Source organism: Clostridium sp. LY3-2 (assembly GCF_024705715.1).
In the GTDB taxonomy this organism is placed as follows: domain Bacteria; phylum Bacillota; class Clostridia; order Clostridiales; family Clostridiaceae; genus Clostridium.
This window is the reverse complement of sequence record NZ_JAMDLQ010000041.1, coordinates 1-22,934: the sequence shown is the minus strand read 5'-3', so window position 1 is coordinate 22,934 and position 22,934 is coordinate 1. Positions and strand designations below refer to the sequence as shown.

At 27.6% G+C, this 22,934-nt stretch carries 24 protein-coding genes; 7 read left to right on the top strand and 17 right to left on the bottom strand.

Annotated elements, in window-relative coordinates; all coding sequences use genetic code 11:
- Positions 1 to 51 precede the first annotated feature (51 nt).
- On the top strand, positions 52 to 1,344 hold the full coding sequence (locus M4I33_RS12935) for a methionine gamma-lyase family protein (RefSeq protein WP_257917185.1): 1,293 nt from the start codon (positions 52 to 54) through the stop codon (positions 1,342 to 1,344).
- A gap of 19 nt (positions 1,345 to 1,363) precedes the next feature.
- On the opposite strand, the gene lexA is transcribed toward M4I33_RS12935, so the two are convergent.
- Positions 1,364 to 1,969 carry a transcriptional repressor LexA gene (gene lexA, locus M4I33_RS12930; protein WP_257917184.1) on the bottom strand — a complete coding sequence of 202 codons (606 nt, stop codon included), beginning with the start codon at positions 1,967 to 1,969 and terminating at the stop codon, positions 1,364 to 1,366.
- Between the two features lie 145 nt (positions 1,970 to 2,114).
- On the opposite strand from lexA, the gene M4I33_RS12925 reads away from it, so the two are divergent.
- Complete coding sequence (locus M4I33_RS12925) at positions 2,115 to 2,543, top strand: hypothetical protein (RefSeq protein WP_257917183.1); 429 nt, start codon at positions 2,115 to 2,117, stop codon at positions 2,541 to 2,543.
- A gap of 75 nt (positions 2,544 to 2,618) precedes the next feature.
- Positions 2,619 to 3,143, top strand: a complete 525-nt coding sequence (locus tag M4I33_RS12920) for a hypothetical protein (protein ID WP_257917182.1) — start codon at positions 2,619 to 2,621, stop codon at positions 3,141 to 3,143.
- Between the two features lie 15 nt (positions 3,144 to 3,158).
- On the opposite strand, the gene M4I33_RS12915 is transcribed toward M4I33_RS12920, so the two are convergent.
- From M4I33_RS12915 to M4I33_RS12900, 4 genes are all read right to left on the bottom strand, one after another.
- Positions 3,159 to 4,154, bottom strand: coding sequence for a tyrosine recombinase XerC (locus tag M4I33_RS12915; protein ID WP_257917181.1), 996 nt, complete (start codon positions 4,152 to 4,154; stop codon positions 3,159 to 3,161).
- Between the two features lie 417 nt (positions 4,155 to 4,571).
- A complete protein-coding gene (locus tag M4I33_RS12910; protein ID WP_257917180.1) occupies positions 4,572 to 4,757 on the bottom strand; it encodes a hypothetical protein in 186 nt (61 codons plus the stop codon).
- A 13-nt stretch (positions 4,758 to 4,770) separates the two neighbouring features.
- Positions 4,771 to 6,108, bottom strand: a complete 1,338-nt coding sequence (locus M4I33_RS12905) for a hypothetical protein (RefSeq protein ID WP_257917179.1) — start codon at positions 6,106 to 6,108, stop codon at positions 4,771 to 4,773.
- Positions 6,109 to 6,182: 74 nt separating this feature from the next.
- Entirely contained in the window at positions 6,183 to 8,093 is a 1,911-nt protein-coding gene (locus M4I33_RS12900) for an ABC-F family ATP-binding cassette domain-containing protein (protein WP_257917178.1), read from the bottom strand.
- A 91-nt stretch (positions 8,094 to 8,184) separates the two neighbouring features.
- Here M4I33_RS12900 and M4I33_RS12895 point away from each other — a divergent pair, with 91 nt between their 5' ends.
- Positions 8,185 to 9,018 carry an LD-carboxypeptidase gene (locus M4I33_RS12895; RefSeq protein WP_257917177.1) on the top strand — a complete coding sequence of 278 codons (834 nt, stop codon included), beginning with the start codon at positions 8,185 to 8,187 and terminating at the stop codon, positions 9,016 to 9,018.
- A gap of 25 nt (positions 9,019 to 9,043) precedes the next feature.
- Here the strand turns inward: M4I33_RS12895 and M4I33_RS12890 are convergent, their stop codons facing one another.
- The gene (locus M4I33_RS12890) at positions 9,044 to 9,448 is read right to left on the bottom strand and encodes a hypothetical protein (RefSeq protein WP_257917176.1); all 405 of its coding nucleotides are present in this window, start codon (positions 9,446 to 9,448) and stop codon (positions 9,044 to 9,046) included.
- 66 nt (positions 9,449 to 9,514) lie between these two features.
- A complete protein-coding gene (locus tag M4I33_RS12885; protein ID WP_257917175.1) occupies positions 9,515 to 9,889 on the bottom strand; it encodes a hypothetical protein in 375 nt (124 codons plus the stop codon).
- A gap of 187 nt (positions 9,890 to 10,076) precedes the next feature.
- Between M4I33_RS12885 and M4I33_RS12880 the strand changes: the two genes are divergently transcribed.
- Complete coding sequence (locus M4I33_RS12880) at positions 10,077 to 10,358, top strand: hypothetical protein (RefSeq protein WP_257917174.1); 282 nt, start codon at positions 10,077 to 10,079, stop codon at positions 10,356 to 10,358.
- Between the two features lie 14 nt (positions 10,359 to 10,372).
- Here the strand turns inward: M4I33_RS12880 and M4I33_RS12875 are convergent, their stop codons facing one another.
- From M4I33_RS12875 to M4I33_RS12865, 3 genes are read right to left on the bottom strand one after another with little or no spacing between them, the layout of a single operon-like run.
- A complete protein-coding gene (locus tag M4I33_RS12875) occupies positions 10,373 to 11,128 on the bottom strand; it encodes an exodeoxyribonuclease III (protein ID WP_257917173.1) in 756 nt (251 codons plus the stop codon).
- A gap of 52 nt (positions 11,129 to 11,180) precedes the next feature.
- The gene (locus M4I33_RS12870; protein WP_257917172.1) at positions 11,181 to 12,536 is read right to left on the bottom strand and encodes a PFL family protein; all 1,356 of its coding nucleotides are present in this window, start codon (positions 12,534 to 12,536) and stop codon (positions 11,181 to 11,183) included.
- A 9-nt stretch (positions 12,537 to 12,545) separates the two neighbouring features.
- Positions 12,546 to 12,815 (bottom strand): ACT domain-containing protein, encoded by a 270-nt coding sequence (locus M4I33_RS12865; protein ID WP_257917171.1) that lies wholly within the window; start codon positions 12,813 to 12,815, stop codon positions 12,546 to 12,548.
- A 287-nt stretch (positions 12,816 to 13,102) separates the two neighbouring features.
- On the opposite strand from M4I33_RS12865, the gene M4I33_RS12860 reads away from it, so the two are divergent.
- Positions 13,103 to 13,912, top strand: a complete 810-nt coding sequence (locus tag M4I33_RS12860; protein WP_257917170.1) for a mechanosensitive ion channel family protein — start codon at positions 13,103 to 13,105, stop codon at positions 13,910 to 13,912.
- 106 nt (positions 13,913 to 14,018) lie between these two features.
- Complete coding sequence (locus M4I33_RS12855) at positions 14,019 to 15,038, top strand: branched-chain amino acid aminotransferase (protein ID WP_257917169.1); 1,020 nt, start codon at positions 14,019 to 14,021, stop codon at positions 15,036 to 15,038.
- 17 nt (positions 15,039 to 15,055) lie between these two features.
- On the opposite strand, the gene M4I33_RS12850 is transcribed toward M4I33_RS12855, so the two are convergent.
- From M4I33_RS12850 to rny, 7 genes are all read right to left on the bottom strand, one after another.
- Positions 15,056 to 15,679 carry a M48 family metallopeptidase gene (locus tag M4I33_RS12850; RefSeq protein ID WP_257917168.1) on the bottom strand — a complete coding sequence of 208 codons (624 nt, stop codon included), beginning with the start codon at positions 15,677 to 15,679 and terminating at the stop codon, positions 15,056 to 15,058.
- A 2-nt stretch (positions 15,680 to 15,681) separates the two neighbouring features.
- Positions 15,682 to 17,187: a cobyric acid synthase gene (locus M4I33_RS12845; RefSeq protein ID WP_257917167.1), complete on the bottom strand. Its 1,506-nt coding sequence runs from the start codon at positions 17,185 to 17,187 to the stop codon at positions 15,682 to 15,684.
- 132 nt (positions 17,188 to 17,319) lie between these two features.
- On the bottom strand, positions 17,320 to 18,474 hold the full coding sequence (locus tag M4I33_RS12840) for a sugar MFS transporter (RefSeq protein ID WP_257917166.1): 1,155 nt from the start codon (positions 18,472 to 18,474) through the stop codon (positions 17,320 to 17,322).
- A gap of 101 nt (positions 18,475 to 18,575) precedes the next feature.
- Positions 18,576 to 20,006: an adenylosuccinate lyase gene (gene purB, locus M4I33_RS12835; protein ID WP_257917165.1), complete on the bottom strand. Its 1,431-nt coding sequence runs from the start codon at positions 20,004 to 20,006 to the stop codon at positions 18,576 to 18,578.
- Between the two features lie 205 nt (positions 20,007 to 20,211).
- Complete coding sequence (locus M4I33_RS12830; RefSeq protein ID WP_194190459.1) at positions 20,212 to 20,472, bottom strand: HPr family phosphocarrier protein; 261 nt, start codon at positions 20,470 to 20,472, stop codon at positions 20,212 to 20,214.
- A 153-nt stretch (positions 20,473 to 20,625) separates the two neighbouring features.
- The gene (locus tag M4I33_RS12825) at positions 20,626 to 20,886 is read right to left on the bottom strand and encodes a stage V sporulation protein S (protein ID WP_194190460.1); all 261 of its coding nucleotides are present in this window, start codon (positions 20,884 to 20,886) and stop codon (positions 20,626 to 20,628) included.
- Positions 20,887 to 21,055: 169 nt separating this feature from the next.
- The gene (gene rny / locus M4I33_RS12820; protein ID WP_374707714.1) at positions 21,056 to 22,582 is read right to left on the bottom strand and encodes a ribonuclease Y; all 1,527 of its coding nucleotides are present in this window, start codon (positions 22,580 to 22,582) and stop codon (positions 21,056 to 21,058) included.
- Positions 22,583 to 22,934: the final 352 nt, after the last annotated feature.

Below are 22,934 nucleotides of genomic sequence, written 5' to 3'. Positions count from 1 at the left end.
AGGCACTTATATGGGTGCCTATTTATTTTTAATAATATCTAGGAGGAATATATGCTAAAAAATACAGAAGAATTAATAATATCTAAATATGGAATTACTAAAGATGCATTTCATATTTTTAGAAGAGCTTTAGAAGAGGTTAGTGATGACTTAAATAGATATGATGAAATAAAAGAGTATAATCAACTTAAAGTTCTAGCTGCATTTCAAGAAGAAAGGATAAGTGATTCTCACTTTACTAACTCAACTGGATATGCATACGATGATATGGGGAGAGAAGGATTAGATAGAGTCTATGCTCGTGTATTCAATACTGAAGCCGCAATTGTTAGACCTCACTTTGTTAACGGAACTCATGCTATAGGAACGGCTCTGTTTGGTAATTTAAGGCCTGAAGATACGCTTTTAGCTATTTCAGGTAGACCATATGATACTTTACATGGAGTAATAGGACTAAATGGATTAAAAGGGACTGGTTCTTTAAAAGATTATGGTATTAAATATGATGAGGTTGATTTAATTGATGATGAACACCTTGATTTTGAAAATATAGAAAAGAAAATTAAAAGTAATGATTCAATCAAGATGGTTCATATACAAAGAAGTACAGGTTATAGTACTAGAAAAGCCTTACAATTAACCGAAATAAAAGAAGCAATTGACCTTGTAAAATCTTTAAATAGTTCAATTATAGTGTTTGTTGACAACTGCTATGGTGAATTTGTAGATATATATGAACCAACTGATTTTGGAGCAGATCTTATGGCTGGTTCTTTAATAAAAAATATAGGCGGTGGAATTTCGCCAACTGGTGGTTATATAGTAGGTAAAAAAGAATATGTAGAAAACGCTGCATACAGATTAACTGTTCCTGGTATAGGTGGTGAATGTGGTGCAATGCTTGATACTATGCGTACCTTATTTCAAGGATTCTTTTTAGCTCCTAATGTTACTATCGAAGCCTTAAAAGGGGCACATTTATTATCAAAAGTAATGGAGCTTTCAGGTTTTTCTTGTAAACCTAGTTCAAGAGAAAAAAGAAGTGATATAGTTCAAACAATCACTTTTGGTGATAAGGATGTACTTATCGAATTTATAAGAGGGATCCAAGAGGCCGCTCCAATTGATTCATATGTAACATGTATACCTACACCAATGCCAGGATATGAAGATGAAGTAATTATGGCAGCTGGAGCTTTTATTCAAGGATCATCGATTGAATTGTCTGCTGATGCACCTATTAGAGAACCATATATTGCATACATTCAAGGTGGACTAACGTTCGATCATGCAAAAATAGGTGCATTAATTGCTTTAAATAAAGTCATTAATGCAAAAAAATAGAGTTCTTATGAACTCTATTTTAATATGCTCTATAAATTCCAACTAACTTACCAACAACCGAACAATCAGTTATAATTATAGGTTCCATTGTATCATTCTCTGGCTGTAATCTAATATGATCTTTTTCTTTAAAAAATCTTTTAATTGTAGCTTCTTCATCAATTAAGGCAACAACTATATCACCATTTTGGGCTGAATTAACCCTTTCAATAATTGCTAAGTCCCCGTCATGAACACCAGCATTTATCATACTATGTCCCCAAACTTTAAGCATAAATAACTCATTGTCATGTTTAATATAGTCTAAAGGAATACTAAATGTATCTTCTATATTTTCAGTTGCTAATACAGGCATACCAGCTGTTATACGACCTATTATAGGGATATTTATCATTTCTTTTTTACCTTGCGATAATTCAACAATTTCTAATGCTCTAGGCTTTGTAGGATCTCTTTTTATCAATCCTTTTTTCTCTAGTCTTTTTAAATGCCCGTGTACCGTAGAAGTTGACTTTAAAGATACAGCTTCGCATATTTCTCTAACTGATGGTGGATAGCCCTTATTTTCAGTATAAACTTTAAGAAATTCGTATATTTGGCTTTGCTTATCATTTCCATCTAGCATATATTGCACCTCACATTCTAATAATAGTATTATAGCATACGTATTTTTATATATCAAACTAATGTTCTTAGCACATATGTTCTTATAGTTTGATATATGTATTTTTTTTTGGTATAATTAGTTTTATTATTCAAGAGGTGATAAAATGAATAGAAAATTTAACGAAGACGATTATTGCGATATCTATGAAAATAAAATTTGTGATAATTGCGGAAAATGTTTAGAAGACTTAGGAATAGACATTCGTGCTATAAAAATCGAAGATATAGCAAAAGATATTGAGGAAAATAAAATTCTTGAAGAAGAGTGGAAAGATATGATTTTCAAGGCTCAAAATATCGATCCATCTTTAGATGAAGAAGATATAAAAAAAGCTTTAAAAGAAGCTTATTCATCACTAAATGTTTCAAACCAAGCTCTAGATGACGATAAAAATGATGAATATGTAGATGCTTTTGATAAAATAGAGTACTTAGATGACTACAATATAAATGAAGAAAATGGAGATTTGGAAGAATTAACAGAAGAAATTTTTCCAGGAGTACGACGCATTATTAAAAAGAACAGAGAATAATTATTCTCTGTTCTTTTTGAATATTAATCTGTAAATAAGTAATACTATTATTGAATGAAAAAGGAGAGTGATAGTATGAAAAATAAATTAATAATAACTCTAATAGCCACTGCAACTATTCTTGGGTTTGCAGGATGTGGAGCAAAAGAAATGGTTGATGATACAAAAAACAAGGTTGAGAATGCAACTGAAAGAGCTACAGATGATATCAAAAATACAACAGAAAACATTAAAAATGATTTTAGTGATGAAATGCTAAATTTAAAACTAGACGATTTCATAAAAAAAGTAGAGGATAAGGGGTATAATGTAGAAAATTTAAAAGAATCTACTGATAAGAACTATAATTTCAATGGGAAATTAGATAAACTTAAGATAAATAATGAAGAAATAATAATTTTCGAATATCCAGATAAAGAATCTTTAGATAAAGAGGTAGATAAAATATCAAACAATAGTTATTTAGCAGATGGAGGGAAAATAGATACAAATAATCCTCCTCAAATATTTAGAAGTGGAAAGTTATTATTCATATATAATGGAAAAAATCAAGAAATAACTAATCTTTTAACTGATATACTTGGAGCAAAAATAAAATAAAAGAATTAACTTCTTTTATTTTATTTTTGCTAAAGGATTTGATTTAACTGCAGCTCTTAAAGTTTCATCATCTACATGAGTGTAAATTTGTGTTGTTGATATATTTTCATGACCTAAAATACTTTGTAATGATCTTATATCAACTTCACCATATTTATACATTAACGTTGCAGCTGTATGCCTTAGTTTATGAGGAGTATATTTTTCATCTTTAAGTCCCGCATTTTTGGTAGCTTTTTTTACCATTATTTCTACAGTTCTTTTATTAATAGGTGTACCCCTGTTAGAAATAAATAAATAGTTCTTATTTTCTAAAGTACACTTAGAAGAGTCTCTAACCTTTAGATATTCTTCTAACGCCTTTAAACATGCTTCATTTAAATAAACAGTCCTTTCTTTATTACCTTTTCCTATTATAGTTAATATATCTCCTGAAATCTTATCTAATCTAATACCACAAAGTTCAGATAATCTCATGCCACAATTTAAAAAGAAGGTAATAATGCAATAATCTCTCTTATAATTTTTATTGCTTTTATCTAACGAATTCAAAAGTTGAATACTTTCATTCAAGTCTAAGTAAATAGGGTGACGCTTATTTATTTTAGGTGATTCCAATTCTAAAGTTGGATTCTCATCAATAACTTTTGCTTTGTTTTGAAGAAATTTAAAAAAAGATTTTAATGTAGCGACTTTTCTAGCTCTTGCGTATGAACTATTTTTCCTAAATTTTTCTAAAAAACTCATAAAAGCATATAATTCAGATAACTTTATCTCTTTTATAAAATCATCATTTACATCAGATATCTCAATTTCTGAGAAATCAACAGAATTATCTTTAACAGAGTTTCTATATAATTTTAAAAATCTGAAAAACATAACCAGATCAACTCTATAAGCTGCTATAGTATTTTCGGATTTCCCTTTAATAGTTTCAAGATAATTTAAAAAATCTATAACTAGCTTAGGTAAATCATCATTTTTTCTTAATTCCGAAAAGTCATAAATCATAATCGAAAAACCTCCTTTAAAATACCTTTTATTTCGCTAAATGGTTATTTAGCGAAATAATTATAACTAATTATATCATATAATCGATTATCTTTCTATTTTTATATATCTTTTTGATAATTTGAATTTCAGTTATATGAAGGTTTAAGATTTATAATAACTTTTAATTATACTTTTCTACGTAATAATAATTTTCAAATTTTCTATTACGTCTAAACGTGCGAACACAAGTTCCGACAACTTAACTTTAAAGAGGATGCAATTTGAAATAATTTAAAGATTAAAACATCAATTTTCTTATAAATTTCAAGTTTATCTAAATTTTATCTTTATAATTTGGTTATTAAGTGCTATTTTTAAAGTCTTAGAACATACGTTCGAGTTGACCCCAAATAGCACTTAATAAAAAAAGAAACACTAACGTGTTTCTTTAATCCAATTTATTATATCATTTTTTATATATTCAGATTTAGAAAATCCATTCTTGAATATCCTTATTTGTTTATACAATTCCCCATTCATATTAAAATCAAGAATATCTATTCTATCTCCGTTATATTCCTTAATTTCTCTGGTTCCTTTCAAAGAAACTCTTATTTTCATTAGAATCACTTTCCTATCTATTTAAAAATTTATCCCAAAAACTTCTCTTTTTATTTTTTTTCTTTTTATTTTCCCATGTAAAATCTCTGAATTTTTCTTGGACTATTTTAGACTGCTCTTTTAATCTAGATTTTCTTCTTTCTAATTCAAATTCATCTAGTTTTATTTTATCTGAATTATTACAAATTAGTATATCAATTTCTAGTGATAATTTCAACGCATAAATATTTTTATTATTCATATTAAATGCTTCATTTAACATTTTCCTATATTTTTCTATTTCTGAATAAAAAATAATATAATCATTTTCATCTTTTTCTTTTATTTTTTCTAGACTGCTTAATATAGTTTTGTAATTAGATTCAATTAAAGTAGTAAGTTTAGTTGAAATATTATAAGTTATTATGTCTTTATCTATTATAATCCCATATATTTGATTCATAGTCTCAATAGTAGAAATAAATGAATTACATTTTCTAAATGAGATTTTTATAAAATCACCATTTATATTATTAGCTGTATTTTCTAGTATACCATTCGAAAGTTCTAGAAATTTATTTGTTATGGATTCAGATTGATCGCTTGTGTTAGAAATTACTATATCTTTTATTATCGTTTCCTCTATTGCATCTATACCCTTATTATTTTGACTTTCATTACTTGGGATATTAATGTCATTTGAGTTCTTAAAATCTATTTTCTTGATGTCATTTATTTTTTTTATAGTATTACCAATAAAATTATCAAGCAATTCTACTTTGAATTTGTCTAATCCTATTTTTATCTTATTTTTTAATTCAAACTCTAAAATAACAACTATATTATTTAAGGCTTCTATATTTTCGTGACAAATATCAAAACAGTATTCTAAAACAGTTATGCATAGTTCTAGTTGAGATACTATAAATTTCAGTTTGCTCTTGCAATCGTATTTTGTAGCTTTAAATTGATCGAACAACTTCTCCATTCTAATTACCACTAATCTACTACTTTTAAACGATAAATATCTTCTTATCTCTATTATGTTAACAAGATCTCCATATACAATATTTGAAGTTTCAAGCATTGCAATTAGTGAAATTGATTTTTGGATAAAATTCTCTATCCCCTCCTCATTAAAGTTTCTTTGTAACTCATATAGCATCTCTTTGCTCTTTAAAATTGAATCTTTAGTTGAATTTCTTTTAGCTAAATTAATGAGAATAGGAATTTGGTCTATAGTTGTTTCCATTATAACCTTTTGAGAATTTTTTATCGAACTAAGTATACTTTTATAATTACTTATATACTCACGATCATATTTAATAAATGTATTTGAAGAATTTTTAACGTCCAACATATTTTTACCCATAAATTTACCCCTTAAAAAATACTTTATAATATTATTATAAAGTATTTTTCATATTTTTCCAAATTTATTAGCTTTTATTTTTTAATTCTTTTAAATTCTTCAATTTCTTTTGATTTGTTTGTTAGATATTCGAATCGTTCATATTTAACCAATAATTTTTCCTCAATATTATTCTTTTTTTCAGTAAGTTCTTGTAAAAATGAATAATCTGAGTAATGCTCTTCTATCTCTTTATCTATATCTTCTAACATATTTTCTAAATTCATAATATCATCTTCAATATTATCATATTCTCTTTTTTCATTATATGAAAATTTAGGTTCCTCTTTTAATTTAGTACTATATTTAATCTCTTTTACTAATCTAGTATTTTCAGATTTTACATTCTCATTTGATTGTAATATAATTTTATCCTTTATATCACTATAATTACCATTGTATATTTCTATTTTTTGATTACCTTCAAAACTGAAAATCTTATTGCATACCCTATCTAAAAAATACCTGTCATGAGACACTGTTAATAGAATACCCCTAAATGAATCTAAAAAATCTTCCAATATTTTTAGAGTTTCAATATCTAAATCATTAGTAGGTTCATCTAAAATAAGGACATTAGGATTACTCATTAAAACCCTTAAAAGTTGTAATCTCCTCTTCTCTCCCCCAGATAAATTGTTTATATAGGTATATTGCAATTGCCCATCAAATAAAAATCTTTCACATAAAGTAGATGCACTAATTTTACCGCCATCAGATAATGGAATGTATTCTCCACCTTCTTTGACAAAATCAATTACTCTCATTTCACCATTTAATTCAGCACCGCTTTGCGTAAAGGAACCTATTTTAACAGTATCCCCAATAGAAATTTCACCCGAATCAACTGACTCCGAACCTTCTATTATTTTTAACAAGGTTGTTTTTCCATATCCATTCTTTCCTATAATGCCTATTCTATCTCCTCTTGTGAAAATATAAGAGAATTTCTCAAACAATTTTTTTTCATTATAAGACTTACTTATTTCTCTTAATTCTATGATTTTCTTACCAAGTCTCGGATCAATAACATCTAATTTTATATCATTAGCAGTATCCACAAATTCTTTATTTATTAATTCGTCGAATCTTTGTATTCTTGCCTTCTGCTTTGTAGTTCTAGCTTTAGCCCCTCTTCTTATCCATTTCAATTCATTTCTTATAAGTGATTGTCTTTTGATTTCTTGATTTTTTTCATTTTCTATTCGCTCCACTTTTTTTTCAAGAAAATATGAGTAATTTCCTTGATATGAATATAAATTTCCTCTATCTAACTCTAAAATTCTATTAGTAACTCTATCTAAAAAATATCTATCGTGAGTTATCATTATGATGGCACCCTTATAATTACTTAAATATTCTTCAAGCCAACTAATCGTATCAGAATCTAGATGGTTTGTAGGTTCATCTAAAATTAGTATATCGCTTGGTGTAATAAGGGTTTGTGCCAAAAATACTCTCTTAACTTGTCCGCCGGATAATTCATTCATTTTTTTATCATATTCATAGATTCCTAATTTATTTAAAATTATTTTCGCTTCACTTTCTAGATCCCATAGTCTTAAATTATCTATTTCGCTTTGAAGAGATAATAATTTTGATTGACTACTCTTAGATTTCAAATTAGCGTTTATCATCATTTCATATTCTTTAAGTAATTTCATTTCTTTAATTTCTGCATTAAATACTTGCTCTATTACGGTTTTATCGCCCTCATATGTACTATTTTGCTCTAAATACTCAATTCTGATATTTTTACCTTTAGTTACACTCCCTTCAAAAAATTCATCTCTACCTGCAATAATTTTCAATAACGATGACTTTCCTGTTCCATTTATTCCTATCAAACCAATTTTATCTGCGCTATCTACCCCTAATGATATATCGTTTAATAAGATTTTTTCACTATATTGTTTATTTATTTTTTCTAATGTTAATAAATTCATATCATACTCCTAATCATTTTATTATTATAATTTTATCATTAATTCAACTTATAGTAAAAAAGAATGATATAATTTTTTAGAGGTGACTAAAATGTTATTAAATAAAAAAGAATCAATTTTAATAATTGCATTGTCAAACCAACTAAATATTAACTTTTCAAACAAAGTTGATTATATAAAGGATCAGTTAGAAAGTTTAGAATTAAATGTTATTATTTCAAAGTACATTTATGGTGAAAATGAGTCTAAAAACATTAAAGACAGAGCCACTGAGTTTAATTCTTTTTTAAATAATAACGAAGTTTGTGGTATATTCGATATTTCAGGCGGAGATTTAGCAAATGAAATTATCCCCTATATAAATATAGATTCACTAAAAAATTATTCTGGATTTTATGCTGGTTATAGCGATCTTTCTGTAATCATATCTATATTTCTAAAGTATAACAAAAAGACAGTGTATTATAATATAAAAACTTTACTCTATAATAAAAAAATTTCTAAGGACAACTTTTATAAAACATTCATGTGTAATGCTAAAAACTCAGATTTACTGAGTTATACAAATTATTATAAAAAACTTGGAAAATCTAAATTAATAGGTGGAAACATTCGTTGTATTTTAAAATTAGCAGGTACAAATTTATTTCTTGATCCCTCAGGATCTATTGTCTTTTTTGAATCTTGTAGTGGAGATATAAAACAGATAAGGTCATACTTAGCTCAGTATGAGCAGCTGGATTTTTTTAAGTCTTGTAAAGGAATTTTATTAGGTCAATTTACAGAAATTTCTCAGAAGAATGAATATCACTATTTACTGGATGTTTTCTATGAAATAGCCATCAAATATGATATCCCACTATCTTATACGAATGAGGTTGGACATTCACAAGATAGTAAAGCCTTATTATTAAATAAAATCTAAATATAAATAAGCAATGATTAAGTAATCATTGCTTATTTATATTTATTTTCTTAAACGCTATTCTTTTAGATATTTCCATACTATTTTTATCTATTTCGATTTTAAATATATTAGGGCAACTTTCTTTTCTCCAAATTCTCATATATTTAGGATTTATTTGTGTAGTGTAAAAGAACCTTTCTTCCAATTCATCTGCAAATTCAAAGAATTCTGTATAACTTCTTGTATCTAACTTAATTCTTTCTTTCTTTAAATTGCTGAATATAGGTAAGAAGTATTTCATAGGAATAATGTAATTATATATTCCTTTATTCTTTTTGGACTCTAAAACCGCCCTTTTTAATAATCTGTTATCTTCGTCACATTTATCTAGTGCTAATCTAAAAATAGGTTCACCTAAATAATTTTTATCCAATCTTATCTTTATCATTTCATCACCATCTTTATGTTTTTCTACTATAATTTTATCATAAAAAAAGCTAGAAAATTCTAGCTCTTATAATTTAAAATATTCAATTAATAATTCTTTCTCGCCATTTAAAAAATCGTAATTTCCAATAGACTCTTCATTTACCCATTCAATTTCCTTTACATTTTTCCCTAAGTTTATGTATTCTTTTAACTTCCCTTTAAATAAATACACACTTTGATCATCTATTAGAAATTCATCTATCTCTTCTAAATCAAACAGTAACGTATTTAATACCTCTTTAACGCAATTATTAATACATTTTTCTTTTGTTTCTTTACCCTTGCTTTCTCTACCTATAAGTTGCCACTTAATAGGATCATTTTTCTTTCCCTTTGCTATTATTAATACATTATTAAAATCATCTTTTATTATTACAGAACACTTTTGATTTTTACCCATTATTTCCCCTCCATAAATTAAACTACTATTCAATTATACAATATTCGATAAAAGATTGCTAAATCCCTTTATTTTTATATGTTTTTTTAATTAACTATAAACTTAATTAATTTATTTCATATATAGTTATACTTTATAATAAAAATCTGATATTATTAAGTCACATAGAAATGGAAGGAACGGTCTTATGCTTACTCAATTAGAAATATTTAATATCTTTAAAACAATAGTGGAAAATAAGAATAACGAAATAAAATACGGGATACATGAAGATACATATACCTTTTCACCAGATGTTGAAAATAAGATAAACCTAATAAAAGCCGAAAAACTTAATGCTCTATTAGAATTTTTAGAAGAAGAAGCAACTATCTTTTTAGAGAACAATGAAGATTTCTTAGACATTTACAATCAAATAGAAATTTTTTGCATTACTAATAACGAAAAAATTAATTTAATAATAAAATAGAGGTCAAATGACCTCTATTTTATTATTAATCCAACTGGACAATGATCAGATCCCATAACATCCTTATAAATAAGCGAGTCTATTATGTTATCTTTTAAATTACTAGATACTATGAAATAGTCTATTCTCCATCCAGCATTATTTTTTCTAGCATTAAATCTATATGACCACCATGAATAGGCACCAGATAAATCAGGATATAAATATCTAAAACTATCTACAAATCCGCTATTAAGAAGTTCTGTCATTTTACCTCTCTCTTCATCGCTAAATCCAGCATTTTTTCTATTAGTTTTTGGGTTTTTTAAATCTATTTCTTCATGTGCGACGTTTAAATCCCCACATAAAATAACTGACTTTTTTTCTTTAAGCCCCTCTAAGTATCCTCTAAATACATCTTCCCAAATCATTCTATAATCGAGCCTTGCAAGCTTATCTTTTGAGTTTGGTGTATATACGTTAACTAAGAAGAAATCTTCAAATTCTAATGTAATTACTCTACCTTCATTATCATGTTCTTCTATACCTAACCCTAATTTAACAGATATAGGTTTGATTTTAGAAAATATTGCTGTGCCGGAATAACCTTTTTTTTGAGCATAATTCCAATAACAATAATAATCTTTTAATTCTAGGTCTATTTGACCATCTTGAAGTTTTATTTCCTGTAAACAAAAAAAGTCCGCTTCTATTTCATTAAAAAACTCCATAAACCCCTTATTTACACAAGCTCGTAATCCATTTACATTCCATGAAATTAATTTTTTCATATCTTTTACTCCTTAATATGTAATCTTTTGTATTATTATATCACATATAATTTTAATTTTTAAATGAGTGAATTGGCGCAGGAATTCTTCCTCCCCTATCAATAAATTCTTTTGATGAATATTTGTTAACCTTCATTATAGGTGCCCTTCCTAAAAGTCCACCAAATTCAACTATATCACCAACATCTCCCCCAGGAACAGGTATTATTCTTACAGCTGTTGTTTTATTATTTATCATTCCAATTGCAGCCTCATCTGCTATCATTGCAGAAATAGTTTCTGATGGTGTATCACCAGGTATCGCAATCATATCCAATCCTACTGAACATACAGCTGTCATAGCCTCAAGTTTATCTATGTTTATAGCTCCATTAATAACTGCATCTATCATTCCAGAATCCTCCGAAACAGGTATAAACGCTCCACTTAACCCTCCTACATGTGTACATGCCATCACACCACCTTTTTTAACCGCATCATTAAGAAGTGCTAAAGCTGCAGTTGTTCCATGCGTACCAACGCTCTCTAATCCCATTTCCTCAAGTATATGCGCTACAGAATCACCTATTATTGGAGTTGGTGCTAAAGATAAATCCACTATTCCAAATTTTACTCCAAGCCTCTTCGAGGCCTCATTTCCTACTAATTGACCCATTCTTGTAATTTTAAATGCAGTTTTCTTTATTGTTTCATATAAAACATCAAAACTTTCTCCTTTGACGCTTTTAAGAGCCCTTTGAACTACTCCTGGTCCTGATACTCCAATATTAATTACAACATCCTCTTCCCCAACTCCATGAAATGCTCCAGCCATAAAAGGATTATCTTCAACAGCATTTGAGAAAACAACAAGTTTTGCACACCCTAGTCCATTTTGAGATTTAGTTAATTTTGCAGTCTCTTTTATAATACTCCCCATCTGTTTCACTGCATCCATATTTAACCCAGTCCTTGATGATGCTACATTAATTGATGCACATACCTTTTTCGTTTGACTTAATGCTAAAGGAATAGTTTTAATTAATATTTCATCGCCCTTTGTATATCCTTTTTGAATTTGCGCTGTAAATCCTCCTATAAAATCAATATCTAAGTCCTTAGCAACCTTATCTAAAGTAATCGCATATTTTAGATAATCTTTATCTTCACACGCTGAAGCAACTATAGAAATTGGTGTTACTGAAACTCTTTTATTAATAACAGGTATTCCAAACTCATTTTCAATATCACTTCCTACCTTAACTAAGTTTTTCGCTTTTAAAAAAATCTTATTATAAATTTTTTCACAAGCTTTATCTGAATCAGAATCTATACAATCTAGTAATGATATTCCCATAGTTATAGTTCTTATATCAAGATTTTCTTCTTCTATCATTTTTAGTGTTTCAATTATGTTTCCTGTATTCATAAATACCCCCTAAATATTGTGCATTGATTCAAATATTTCTTCTCGCTGTATTTTTATGTCTAAATTCATCTTTTGACCTAAATTAGTTAACTCATTTTTGATTTCATCAAAAGAAAAATCAGACCTTATTAAATCTACAACCATGAACATAGTAAAATGACTATTCATAATAGTTTGATTTACATCTAAAATATTAATATTCAATTTACTTAACGTATTGCTTATACATGCTATTATCCCAATCTCATCTCTACCTATTACCGTTAAAATACCCTTCATATTTACCTCCATATTATACCAATAAAGTTATTTTTTATTTTATAGATTTATTGTTTTTTTGTCAATTATCTATATACATTTAATTAAATTAGTCCATACTTTATATACTAATATATACATATTTTTATATATTTTTAGTTCTTTTATTTAATCATGTAAAATTAATGTTTTTATTTAAATAAACATCTATATTTTTAATCACTTTCACATTTTATTAATATTTAATAGATAGACATGCCCCTATCATTTATATGATAATATTTATTATTAAATCAAAGGAGGAAATTATGGATATTAATAAACTAATAGATTTTTGTTTACATTGGATTAAAACTAGCGGAATAAAGCTTTTAATTGGTGTTATTGCAATTTTTATTTTTTGGAAATTAATAAATAAGACTTTATCGTCTCTAAATAAATTTCTTTTAAGTAAAAATTTTGATGAAACTTTAATTTCATTTTGTCACGCTTTTGCAGATATAGGGCTTAAATTTCTGCTTGTTGTAGTTGTTATGGACTATGTTGGTATAGCAACTAGTGGAATAGCTGCTTTACTAGCTTCTGCTGGACTTGCTGTAGGACTAGCATTGCAAGGCAGTCTTGGAAATTTTGCAGGTGGTGTAATAATACTAATATTAAGACCTTTTAAAGTAACAGATTATATTGAGTGTGAAAAATATCAAGGTGTAGTAGAAAAAATAACGATATTCTATACCCACATAATAACTGTAGATAATAAAGAAATTACTATACCAAATGGTAAATTATCAAATGGAACAGTTATTAATTATTCTTCAAAACCTACGCGAAGAGTGGATTTAACCATTTCTGTAGGCTACAATGAAGATATTTTGCTTGTAAAATCATTATTAAATGAAATCGCACTAAAAAGCGAACACGTTCTTAAAGATCAAGAACCATTTATAGCATTATCAAAACACGCTGCAAGTTCTTTGGATTTTGTACTTAGAGTCTGGACAAATACTGAAGATTATTGGACTGTATATTTCTATTTATTAGAAGAAGTTAAACTTAAATTTGATGAAAATAACATTTCTATGCCTTATCAACAAATGGATGTACATATGATTAAATAAAGATACCTTAACAAGGTATCTTTTTCTTTATTATTTAAATCCTATGTATTATAATATATGTAATAATTAAACAATAGAGAGGGGGCATCACTTTCGAGTGATTCTTATGGAAAATTTAACTATAGACTGGACCAATTTAGGTTTCGATTATATTAAAACTGATTTAAGATACATATCAGTTTGGGAAAATGGAGAATGGGATAACGGTGTACTTATTAAAGATAATACATTATGCATCGAAGAAGGATCTCCTGCATTGCATTACGGTCAACAGTGTTTTGAAGGATTAAAAGCCTACAGAACAAAATCAGGTGAAATACAACTATTTAGACCAGATGAAAATGCTAAAAGACTAAATAATAGTGCTAATAGATTGTTAATGCCAGAGGTTCCAATAGAAAAATTCATAGATGCGTGCAAGCAAGTTGTTAAAGCAAATGAGAGATTTGTTCCACCTTATGGTACGGGAGCAACTTTATATCTAAGACCTTTCTTAATAGGCGTTGGGGATAATATAGGATTAAAGCCAGCAAATAAATTTATTTTTTCTGTATTTTGTATACCAGTTGGTCCTTATTTTAAAGGTGGGATGAAACCTTTTAACTTTATGATTTCTGATTACGATAGAGCCGCACCTAAAGGTACTGGAGCAGCCAAGGTTGGTGGAAATTATGCAGGTAGCTTAATCGCTCAGAAAAAAGCTAAAGAAAAAGGATATGCAGATGCTATATTTTTAGACCCTGCTACTCATACTAAGATTGAAGAGGTTGGTTCTGCTAACTTCTTTGGAATAACTGCTAATAATGAATTTATAACTCCTCTTTCTCCTTCTATTTTACCTAGTATAACAAAATACTCACTTTTAGAAATAGCTAGAGATTATTTTGATATGAAAGTTATAGAAGGTGATGTTCATATTTCAGATTTAGATAAATTTATAGAAGCTGGAGCTTGTGGTACGGCAGCTGTTATTACTCCAATTGGTGGTATTGAATATAATGGTAATTTACATGTTTTTCATAGCACAAAAGATGTAGGACCAATTACTAAAAAATTATATGATACATTAATTGGAATCCAATTTGGTGACATACCTGCCCCTAAAGGTTGGATATATACTGTATAAAATAAAAACTCAGAGATTTATCTCTGAGTTTTTATTATTGTTTCATAGTTTGGTTTGTATATTTTTATAAAGTTATAAAATTCTTTAGAATGGTTCGGATGAAAAAGATGTGCATATTCATGTAAAATAACATAATCGATAAATTCAATACTTTTTGTCAGTAACTCAATGTTTAAATTTATATACTTTTTATTGTAGTTGCAACTTCCCCATCTTGTTTTCATTAATTTAAATCTTATTTTTTTAGAATTAATATTTAATATTTTTTCCCATTTTTCACACAATTCTAATAATATATCTCCCGCTTTTTCTTTATACCAATCTAATAGCAATATATTTATATTACTATTAGATTCTGGTATTAATATAAACCCCTCTCTTATTTCTATTTTATTTATAGATTTTTCTAATTTTAAAATATATTTTTTACCTAAGTATACTATTTCCTTTATAGTTTCTTTATCTAAAAGATATGAAATTTTAAAATTATCCATTTCCTTTTCTAACTTTTCTTTATATTTTTCAAAATATTTTTCTATTAATTCGTTCGGCATTCCTATAGGTGCTGTTATTATAACTCTCTTATTTATAACTTTTAATTTTATATAATTTGTTTTTCTTCTGATAATATCATACTTCATTTTTATAACTTTAAATTCAAAATAAAATTTAATTTATTAACATCTACATTAAGTAAAAAATCATTAAGCAATAAATCAAATTTATTTTTTTTATATTTTGAATAAAATTTATTTTCTATAGTTTGATTTTTTGATATTACATCAAATCTATTTTTTAGTATTTCTAAAAATGTTTTCCTAAATTCATCACTTTCAAACAAACCATGAAGATAAGTACCTACTACATAACCCTCTTCATCCATTATTCCAATTATATTATTATAACCATCTATAATAAAAGGAATGGCAGATTCACTTATTTTGTATTCACCATTAATCAATTCATATCCATAAACTTTTTTGCCTAATAACTCATTATATAAATCAATGGAATTTACAATTTGTCCTTTAGTAACAACTGTTTTTTTATTTAAGGTGAAAACTGTATCAATCGGAAGTAAATTTATACCCTCTACAACTTCTCCCTTTTCACCTTCTAAACCATATATATCGTTTATTGATTTTCCAAGCATTTGAAATCCTGATCCAATTCCGAAAATAAATTTACCATTATTTTTCTGTCTTATTATCTCATCTAAAATACCTTTATCTTTTATATATTCCAAATCACTTAATGTATTTTTAGACCCTGGAATAATAATTATATCTTTATCTAAAAGCTCCTCTTTTTTATTAATATAGTTAAGTTTTATATTGTCTTCTTCTTCTAAGGGATAAAAGTCTGCTTTTTTACTTATCCCTGGAAAGTTTATTATCCCAACCTCAAGTATTGTTTTTTTGTCGAAATAAAATCTTTCATTAACAACTTTCTGTTTTTCAATATCATAATTCATTTCTGGTATTTTACCTATAATCTCTATTTCAAACTCTTCACTAAGCTTATTTATAAATATATTAGATGATTCTTCACTTTCTGAATATTTATTTAAAAATATACCTTTTATAGTTTTCAATTCATCCTTCTCTAACAATTTTAAAGTTCCATATAAAGAAGGAAAAGCATCTTCTTTAGAACAATCAACTACAAAAATAACATCTGAATTTGTTTTTTTTGCCATATCGAAATTTAAAAAGTCCCATGGTTTATTTTGCATGTTTTTACATGCTCCTTCACCTTCTAATACTACATAATCATATTCTGATTCTAAATCTTTAAAGATATCATTAAATAATTCTTCAAATTCATTTGTACATTCTTTTAATAAGTTATATTCTATATCTCTATAAAATTTACCATCTATATATAGTTTTTTTTCGTCCTTTGATAAATTTACTAGAGCTGGATTTACTTTTGTTGTTACTTGAATGTCTGATGCCTCCGCTTGAAGTGCTTGTGCTTTACTTATAACTTCAATATTATTTATAATTTCTACCTTTTTAGTGATATTTAAAAGCTTAAATGGTGATACTTTCTTATTATTTATAGTTAAATACCTGCAGATTATAGTTGAAAAGAACGACTTACCTGCACCTTCTGAATTACTTAATATCATTATATTTTTGCTCAACTTTACATCTCCCTTTCTTATCCTTATCTCTTTAATTGTAATAAATATTTTTTAAATAATACTCTCTATTTTATTAATATTATAATAATTTTCCTATTTCTCTTATAAAGAAATATAGCTAGACAAAATTGTCTAGCTTTTTTTATATCTCTTCATCATAGAAAGAAAACAAAATGTTATAAATATTGAAATTGGCATTACAAAAATTGCAGTAGATATTCCGAATTTATCAGATAATACCCCTACTAATAAATTTAAAAATGTATTTACTAAACTTGCAAATGTTATTACTACCCCTGTTGAATACGCCTTATATTTCTTAAAACTATTACTTGCAATTACAACACTTGTTGGAAATATTATTGAAAAGAAAAATCCAGAAATAGATATCGCATATAATCCTTTTTCTCCCAATAAAAGCCCAGATATAAAAGTTACAGACCCTAAAAAAGAGAATACTCTTACGCTTTTCAAGTCACCAAATTTTTGAACTATAAACCCTCCAATTAATCTTCCTAACGTTAATAGCAAGAAAAATATAGAAACATAAGAGGCAATTTGAGATTTATTTAAATACCCATAATTTGTTTCAATATATGTAGGTAACCAACGTCCTGTGCCTTGTTCTGCCATTATGTAAAATCCCAATCCAATTACTAAAAACCATGTTGTTTTTTCTTTTAAAACTTCACCTAATGATACCTTTTCTATTTTACTTAATTCTTTGTTATACGGTAGCTTAACAAAGAAAAATACTACAAATATTATTAATGTTAATATCGCAGCACCAAGATATATGTATCTCCAACTTACATTGTCACTAAGAAGCATCCCAGATATTTTTTGTGAAGCAGACAATCCTACTCCATATGAAAAATGAGTTAAATTCATAGCAATAGCCTGTCCCGTAAGCCACAAAATAGGTATTACTGTGTTAATCGCTATAGATATCAATCCTAAAAATCCTTGTATCATTGCAAAACTTATACCAAACATCAAAAAACTAGGTGCTTTCCATTGGACTAAATTCATTAATATAACACCTATAAGCCCTATTAATACAAGTTTCTTTTGCCCTATTTTTTCACTTAAATATCCCCCTATATAGTTGCATAGCAAGTATCCAATAGATCCAAATGTAAACATAAGTGAAAAAGTAGTATCATTTATATTAAAACTTTGCCTAATACTTACTCCGAACATATTTATTAATCCTTCTGTTGTTGCAACAATCATCATTACGATATATATAAGGATTGTAGAAATAATTTTTGCTTTTTTATTCATTTTTTTCTCCTTTAAATCTTTTGTTTAAACCGATTTATTATAGCATAAATAGACGTTATAGTAAAATAGAGGTACATAATAATTATGTACCTCTATTTTCTCTATACGTTTATTTCACTTTTAACATCCACAGCATCTTTATCAGTTTCGATAATTGGGTCTACATACTCACTTATAAACTCAGTTACTTGGCCTGGTGCTCTTCCAACAAATTTATTTGGATCAATAATGCTTAATATCTCGTCCTCAGTTAATCCAAATGATTTATCTTCAATTATCCTTTTTATAAGATCATTATCTAACCCTTCACCCTTGACTCTATTAGCTGCAGCCATTGAATGAATTCTTATTTTCTCATGTAGTTCCTGTCTATCTTTACCTCTTTTTACGGCTTCCATCATTATATTCTCAGTTGCCATAAAAGGTAGTTCATTTAATACATGTGCCTTAATTACTTTGTCATACACTACCATATTTTCCGCTATGTTAATATATAAGTTTAATACTCCATCTAACGCTAGGAACCCTTCTGCAATCGAAATTCTCTTATTTGCAGAATCATCTAATGTTCTTTCAAACCATTGTGTAGAAGCTGTTATAGCCGGATTTAAGGCATCTACAATAACGTATCTTGCTAATGCACCCATCCTTTCACTTCTCATAGGGTTTCTTTTATAAGCCATTGCTGATGATCCTATTTGATTTTTCTCAAATGGTTCTTCAATTTCTTTCATACTTTGAAGTAATCTTAAATCATTACTAAACTTATAGCAACTTTGTGCTATTTCTGATAATGTGTTTAAAACAATTGAATCTAACTTTCTTGGATATGTTTGACCAGTTACACCATAACTTTTAGAAAAGCCCATCTTGTTTGCAACTATATTGTCTAATTCTTTTACTTTGCTTTCATTTCCTTCAAATAAATTCATAAAACTAGCTTGAGTTCCAGTAGTACCTTTAACACCTCTAAGTTTTAATGTACTTATTACAAAATCTATATTTTCAATATCTAAAACTAAATCTTGCATCCATAAAGTAGCTCTTTTCCCTACAGTAGTTAATTGAGCTGGCTGAAAATGCGTAAATCCTAGTGTTGGCATATCTTTATACTTAATTGCGAATTTGCTTAATCTATGTAATACTGTTACAAGTTTTTTTCTTACCAATTTAAGCGCATCTCTCATTATAATTATATCTGTATTATCTCCAACATAGCAACTTGTTGCTCCTAAATGAATTATACCTTTTGCATTTGGACATTGTAATCCATATGCATAAACATGGCTCATAACATCATGTCTTACCTCTTTTTCTCTTTTTATAGCTTCATCATAATTTATATTATTTATATTTGATTTCAATTCATTTATTTGATCATCTGTAATATTTAATCCTAATTCCTTTTCACCTTCTGCTAATGCAACCCAAAGTTTCCTCCAAGTAGTAAATTTCATGTCATCAGAAAATATAAAACTCATTTCTTTTGAAGCATATCTTGAATTTAAAGGTGTACTATATAAATTTTTCATCTTTTCCCTCCATATACGAATATATTTTTTTTATTTATTAATATAATTCGTATTATATCATATTTTTACCCTTTTTCATATAATTTCAAATGATTTTGTAATACTTATATCTATTTTAATATTCCCTAATTATTAAATATAATAACTTTTTAGCAATTTCCTATTTAAAATAAAAAAAAGGTTCCAAAAGGAACCTTTAATTTTATTAATCTTCTAAATTTTCGATTAATGATGCTATCTCTTCTACTGCTAAAGCTTCGTCATCTCCTGAAGCTATAACAGTTACTGTTGAGTTAGCTGTTACTGCTAATGAAAGAACTCCTATTAAGCTCTTTACGTTAGCTTTTTTTCCATTGAACTCTAAGCTTACATCTGATTTAAATGATGAAGCCTTTTTAACTAATAAAGTAGCTGGTCTAGCGTGTAAACCAGTTGCATTTTTAACTAAAACCTCTTTAGATACCATGCATAAACACCTCTTTACTCAATTTTGTTGTTAACAAATTGTATTAACCATTACATTATAAACGTTTTTATAATAAATTTCAACCGTTCTCATGATTATTTATCCAATTATAAAAGTTATAAAAAAATAAAAGAATACCCTTTATTTCATGTATTATCTTGATTGAACAATTAGTTTAATTGCAGTTCTTTCTTCTCCATCAATTTGTATATCTGTAAAAGCCGGTATACAAATTATATCTTTACCACTTGGTGCTACAAATCCTCTTGCTATAGCTATTGACTTTACAGCTTGATTTATAGCCCCTGCACCTATAGCTTGAATTTCTACTCCATTTTTTTCTTTTATTATAGCAGCTATTGCCCCAGCTACTGAATTAGGGTTTGATTTTGTTGATACCTTTAATACTTCCATCTTTCTTCGTTTCCTCCTAGTAGTCACTAATCGTTTACATATTGTATACCATAGTTTTGGTATACTTATTAATATTCTACATATTTTTACTAAATCCTTTTTTATTATAAAAAAAAAATACATTTTATAAAAAAAAATACATTTTGTAAAACAAAATGTATTTTTATAATTATTTAGCAAAATCAACTGCTCTAGTTTCTCTAATAACACTGATTTTTATTTGTCCTGGATATTCTAATTGTTCTTCGACACTTTTGACAATATCACGTGCTAGTTCAACTGCCTTCGTATCATCAATTTGATCTGGTTTAACCATAATTCTTATCTCTCTACCAGCTTGAATGGCATATGACTTTTCTACACCTTCGTATGAGTTAGCAATTTCTTCTAACTTCTCTAATCTTTTTATATATGCCTCTAATGTTTCTCTTCTCGCACCAGGTCTTGCTGCTGATATAGCATCAGCTGCTTGAACTAAAATCGCTTCTAAAGATTGCATCTCAACATCCCCATGATGGGCTGCGATAGCATTTACTACTGAAGGTGATTCACCATATTTCTTAGCTAAGTCTCCACCTATTAATGCATGTGGTCCTTCTTGCTCTTGATCTACAGCTTTACCTATATCATGTAATAAACCTGCTCTTCTAGCTAGAGTTACATCTAAACCTAATTCAGAAGCCATTAACCCAGCTAAGTATGAAACTTCTATAGAATGTTTAAGCACATTTTGCCCATAGCTAGTTCTATACTTTAATCTACCAAGTAACCTAATTAGTTCTGGATGTAATCCATGAACAGAAGTTTCTAATGTTGCTTGCTCTCCTTCTTCCTTAATGTCATTTTCGACATCAATACGAGCTTTGTCAACCATTTCTTCTATTCTAGCTGGATGAATTCTTCCATCTACAATAAGTTTTTCAAGCGCTAACCTAGCAACTTCTCTTCTTATTGGATCAAAACTAGATAAAATTACTGCTTCTGGTGTATCATCAATTATTAAATCTACACCTGTTAATGTTTCTAATGTTCTAATGTTTCTACCTTCTCTACCTATTATTCTACCCTTCATTTCATCGTTTGGTAATGCAACAACATGAACTGTTGTCTCTGAAACGTGATCTGCTGCACAACGTTGAATTGCAGTTGTAACTATTTCTCTAGCTTTCTTATCCGCTTCTTCTTTAGCCCTACTCTCAATATCCTTTATCATAACAGCTGCGTCATGAGAAATTTCTTTCTTGATTTCGTCTAAAAGAATTTTTCTTGCTTCATCACTAGATAGGTTAGCTACCCTCTCAAGCTCTTCCCTTCTTCTATTATGAAGGTCTTTAGCTTCAACCTCTAACTGATCTATTTCTTGCATTCTTCCATTGATTGTTTCTTCTTTCTTTTCTAAAAAATCACTCTTTTTATCAAGAGTTTCTTCTCTTTGTAACACTCTTCTTTCAAGTCTTTGGATTTCATTTCTTCTCTCACGAGAATCTTTCTCTAAATCATTTCTTAATCTATGAACCTCTTCCTTAGCTTCAAGTATTGATTCCTTTTTGATGGTATCAGCTTCTCTTTTAGCTTCGTTTACAAGGTTTTCAGCTTCCTTTTCTAGAGATTCTACCTTTTCCTTTGACGTTGTTTGAATTGTTTTATAAAGTACTATTCCTAATATAAACAGTACAACTATATCTATTAATATCATTATGATTAGTTGCACACTAACACCTCCTAGCTTAATTTAAAATATGAAAGCGTAGTAGGTGTCATATTCCCTTCACTGTTAATGATGGAATATGATAAACCAGTATTTGTTATTATTGTATAGTAAAATTAAAATTATGTCAAGTTAAGTAGTATATACTCATTATAATAAAATTTATACTATTTTTCTTTAAATTTCTTTGAAATTCTCTTGTTTTTACAATTTAAGTAAACGGTTATATTCTTTGGTTAATTTATATAACAATAAAAATCCATCAGCTAAGCTGGTGGTATTTCTATCGCCCTATAAGGGCATGTTACTTGCAATTGCGTCTTAAGACGCTCGAAAGGTT

Coding starts and splice junctions, on each gene's coding strand:
- M4I33_RS12825 (WP_194190460.1), bottom strand. CDS start 20,886: ATGGAAGTATTAAAGGTATCAACAAAATCAAACCCTAATTCAGTAGCT.
- M4I33_RS12865 (WP_257917171.1), bottom strand. CDS start 12,815: ATGAAGGGTATTTTAACGGTAATAGGTAGAGATGAGATTGGGATAATA.
- M4I33_RS12855 (WP_257917169.1), top strand. CDS start 14,019: ATGGAAAATTTAACTATAGACTGGACCAATTTAGGTTTCGATTATATT.
- M4I33_RS12870 (WP_257917172.1), bottom strand. CDS start 12,536: ATGAATACAGGAAACATAATTGAAACACTAAAAATGATAGAAGAAGAA.
- M4I33_RS12935 (WP_257917185.1), top strand. CDS start 52: ATGCTAAAAAATACAGAAGAATTAATAATATCTAAATATGGAATTACT.
- M4I33_RS12900 (WP_257917178.1), bottom strand. CDS start 8,093: ATGAATTTATTAACATTAGAAAAAATAAATAAACAATATAGTGAAAAA.
- rny (WP_374707714.1), bottom strand. CDS start 22,582: ATGATATTAATAGATATAGTTGTACTGTTTATATTAGGAATAGTACTT.
- M4I33_RS12890 (WP_257917176.1), bottom strand. CDS start 9,448: ATGATAAAGATAAGATTGGATAAAAATTATTTAGGTGAACCTATTTTT.
- M4I33_RS12905 (WP_257917179.1), bottom strand. CDS start 6,108: ATGGGTAAAAATATGTTGGACGTTAAAAATTCTTCAAATACATTTATT.
- M4I33_RS12885 (WP_257917175.1), bottom strand. CDS start 9,889: ATGGGTAAAAATCAAAAGTGTTCTGTAATAATAAAAGATGATTTTAAT.
- lexA (WP_257917184.1), bottom strand. CDS start 1,969: ATGCTAGATGGAAATGATAAGCAAAGCCAAATATACGAATTTCTTAAA.
- M4I33_RS12925 (WP_257917183.1), top strand. CDS start 2,115: ATGAATAGAAAATTTAACGAAGACGATTATTGCGATATCTATGAAAAT.
- M4I33_RS12850 (WP_257917168.1), bottom strand. CDS start 15,679: ATGAAGTATGATATTATCAGAAGAAAAACAAATTATATAAAATTAAAA.
- M4I33_RS12875 (WP_257917173.1), bottom strand. CDS start 11,128: ATGAAAAAATTAATTTCATGGAATGTAAATGGATTACGAGCTTGTGTA.
- M4I33_RS12880 (WP_257917174.1), top strand. CDS start 10,077: ATGCTTACTCAATTAGAAATATTTAATATCTTTAAAACAATAGTGGAA.
- M4I33_RS12915 (WP_257917181.1), bottom strand. CDS start 4,154: ATGATTTATGACTTTTCGGAATTAAGAAAAAATGATGATTTACCTAAG.
- M4I33_RS12830 (WP_194190459.1), bottom strand. CDS start 20,472: ATGGTATCTAAAGAGGTTTTAGTTAAAAATGCAACTGGTTTACACGCT.
- M4I33_RS12910 (WP_257917180.1), bottom strand. CDS start 4,757: ATGAAAATAAGAGTTTCTTTGAAAGGAACCAGAGAAATTAAGGAATAT.
- M4I33_RS12840 (WP_257917166.1), bottom strand. CDS start 18,474: ATGAATAAAAAAGCAAAAATTATTTCTACAATCCTTATATATATCGTA.
- M4I33_RS12860 (WP_257917170.1), top strand. CDS start 13,103: ATGGATATTAATAAACTAATAGATTTTTGTTTACATTGGATTAAAACT.
- M4I33_RS12895 (WP_257917177.1), top strand. CDS start 8,185: ATGTTATTAAATAAAAAAGAATCAATTTTAATAATTGCATTGTCAAAC.
- M4I33_RS12920 (WP_257917182.1), top strand. CDS start 2,619: ATGAAAAATAAATTAATAATAACTCTAATAGCCACTGCAACTATTCTT.
- purB (WP_257917165.1), bottom strand. CDS start 20,006: ATGAAAAATTTATATAGTACACCTTTAAATTCAAGATATGCTTCAAAA.